Origin of the sequence: Pricia sp. (assembly GCF_041745955.1) — a bacterium.
Lineage (GTDB): Bacteria > Bacteroidota > Bacteroidia > Flavobacteriales > Flavobacteriaceae > Pricia.
Genome location: NZ_JBGTHY010000477.1, coordinates 1 through 2,819 on the forward strand (window position 1 = coordinate 1; position 2,819 = coordinate 2,819).

A 2,819-nucleotide genomic window follows, 5' to 3' on the forward strand; every position below is an offset into this window, starting at 1 on the left:
GGCCTCCGAGTATATGGCATCGGGCAGGGAGACCAGTGGTATTGAAGGTGTTCCGAGGGGAGACGCTTATTATAAGCATCAAATCAAATTATACACCACCACGGATATGACCGCCGATGGAATCCACCAAATCGGGCTCGACGAGGTGGCCCGAATTTCAACGGAAATGGAAAAAGTGAAAGAACGGGTCGGTTTTAAGGGCGACCTAAATGCCTTTTTCGACCATGTTAGGAACAAAAAAGAACTGATGCCCTTTACCGAGCCCCAACAGGTCATCGATAATTTCAACGCCATTCACGACAGAATGAAACCGCAGGTCGATAAGCTATTCGACAAACAACCAAAAACAGCTTTTGAGGTGCGCCGTACGGAAGCTTTTCGAGAGGCATCGGCAAGTGCGGAATACAATCCGGGTTCCTTAGACGGTACACGGCCCGGTATCTTTTATGTTCCGATTCCCGATGCTAGCGAATACAATATATATTCCGATGAAGATCTGTTCCTGCATGAGGCCATTCCCGGACACCATTTCCAGGTTTCGCTTACGCAGGAAAACGAAGCACTCCCAAAGTTCCGAAAAACACTTTGGTATAGTGCCTATGGCGAAGGATGGGCGCTCTATACCGAGTCCTTGGGCAAGGAATTGGGACTCTACGAAGACCCCTACCAATATTTCGGGATGCTGGGCGCAGAAATGCACCGTGCCGTGCGGTTGGTAGTGGATACGGGATTACATTCCAAAGGCTGGTCCCGCGAAAAGGCCATTCATTACTCTTTGGAAAATGAAGCGGAGTCCGAGGCCGGCATTACCTCCGAAATCGAACGCTATATGGCGAACCCGGGCCAGGCCCTATCCTATAAAATCGGACAGCTAAAAATTCTGGAACTCCGCGCCAAAGCAGAAAAACAACTCGGCGATGACTTTGACATCCGGGAGTTCCACAACCAAGTCTTGGAAACCGGATGTGTGCCATTGGCTTTGTTAGAAGATAAAATCAATGGATGGATTGCGGTGGAGAGCGGGCAGTAGCAGCAGTAGCAGCAGTAGCAGTAGCAGTAGCACAAAGTAAAAATGATCCCCTTTTATAAACTCATAAACCCATAAACTCATAAACTTTTTTTGAACTTGAATTTGAATTTCCCCTGGCACCTTTACCTAATGGCCGCAATGTATATCATTGCGGGTGTGATGCACTTTATAAAACCCAAAGCTTATCTGCGAATCATGCCGCGGTACCTGCCATCGCATAAATTTTTAGTGACCCTAAGCGGTATTACCGAGATTTTATTGGGTATCGGGCTGTGTTTTTCGGCTACGAAAGACCTCTCGATTTATGGCATTATCGGTATGCTCTCGGTATTTCTTCTCGTCCATTTTTACATGCTTTCGGGAGAAAAGGCATCCGCAGGTATTCCGAAATGGATATTGATTTTGAGGCTTCCCCTGCAATTTGGGTTGATGTATTGGGCGTGGTGGTATTTGAGATTTTAGAAAGAGTACCAAATTCCAAAAAACAAATAATGGAGCCGAAGCTCCCTTTACATATCCAAGAAAGCCAAAGTCTTAACGGACAAATAATCCCACAAAAAAGAGCCCAAAGTAGATGCCGAACTAGATGCTGCATCAAAACCTTTGGACCCAACTCAACTTGAACTAACTAGCTATCTTACTACGATACTTTCGTAGTAGGTATTTTCACTATCCTTGACCACCACTGTGTAGCGATCTTTAAAGGCCTGCTTGAAATTTAGGGCCTTTTCGATGATCATCTCGTTCTCACGCTTTTCCGAAAAAACAATACGGTCGTTGCTATCGTATATTTCAATCTTCACATCCTTTTTACTAAGATTCAAAAGGTTTAGATACACCATACGGTCCACCGTTCTGAAAACGGGTTTGGCATTTTCCCTTCTTTTTAGGATGGTCATGATTTCGCCCTCTACTTGTAATGTATAGGATACCTTTTTTAAATCATCCTCGGAAGTAAAATAATAAAGTCCGTCCCTTAAATTCTTCGTATCGAACTTTTTGGTAAAGGATCCTGTCAAGATACTTTCGGAATAGATAACATGGTTTTCTGCATCCCTAAGTTTTATCGTGGTTTCACCCGAGGTTGCATCCAACTCATATACAAAACTTTTACCATCCGCATTTAAACTAACGCTCAATTTTGGTTCACTGGCCATACCTGTTGCGGTAGCGAAAACAAGGGCTACCATTGCTACTGTTCTTATTACTTTTTTCATGATTTTTTGTTTTAAGACCTGCACCAAGGCAGGTGGGGTTAATAATATGATACAAACTTAGCCTCGAAATCATGTACTCACTACTACCCTATTTTCCAATTTATGTTCTATTTTACCACAGCAAAGAACAAAATATCAGTATAAAGGTAATTTAGGACATATTTCAGGTAATAATGCAAAGATTTTCCGTAACACCTTTACTACCTTTGTACTATGAAAAATACCCCCACACTGAATCAAAAACCGGCTTTCGAGGCCATAGAACCCAGTTTCGGGCACTCGTATACCTACCAAAAGTTCGATGCGCACAAAAAAAACAAGAACACCGTTTGGCATTACCATCCCGAAATCGAGCTGGTCTATGTCAAGGGAGGTTCGGGCAAACGGCAAATAGGTAGCCATGTGTCCTATTATTCAAAGGGAGATCTGATCTTGATCGGAAGCAACCTTCCCCATTGCGGCTTTACCGATATACTGACCGGAAACGATAGCGAGACCGTGATACAGATGAAATCGGATTTTTTGGGAAACGATTTTTTCGACATCCCTGAAATGAAAAGAATCCAGTCCCT

4 protein-coding genes are annotated in these 2,819 nt (G+C 43.6%); 3 read left to right on the plus strand and 1 reads right to left on the minus strand.

Annotation, left to right across the window (positions count from 1 at the left end):
* Both ACEW8S_RS16800 and ACEW8S_RS16805 read left to right on the plus strand, forming a co-directional pair.
* On the plus strand, positions 1 to 1,030 hold a 1,030-nt coding region (locus ACEW8S_RS16800), incomplete at its 5' end, for a DUF885 family protein (RefSeq protein ID WP_373519275.1).
* 102 nt (positions 1,031 to 1,132) lie between these two features.
* A complete protein-coding gene (locus ACEW8S_RS16805; protein WP_373519278.1) occupies positions 1,133 to 1,492 on the plus strand; it encodes a MauE/DoxX family redox-associated membrane protein in 360 nt (119 codons plus the stop codon).
* Between the two features lie 170 nt (positions 1,493 to 1,662).
* On the opposite strand, the gene ACEW8S_RS16810 is transcribed toward ACEW8S_RS16805, so the two are convergent.
* Positions 1,663 to 2,247, minus strand: a complete 585-nt coding sequence (locus tag ACEW8S_RS16810) for a hypothetical protein (protein ID WP_373519276.1) — start codon at positions 2,245 to 2,247, stop codon at positions 1,663 to 1,665.
* A gap of 213 nt (positions 2,248 to 2,460) precedes the next feature.
* Between ACEW8S_RS16810 and ACEW8S_RS16815 the strand changes: the two genes are divergently transcribed.
* On the plus strand, positions 2,461 to 2,819 hold a 359-nt coding region (locus ACEW8S_RS16815), incomplete at its 3' end, for a cupin domain-containing protein (RefSeq protein ID WP_373519277.1).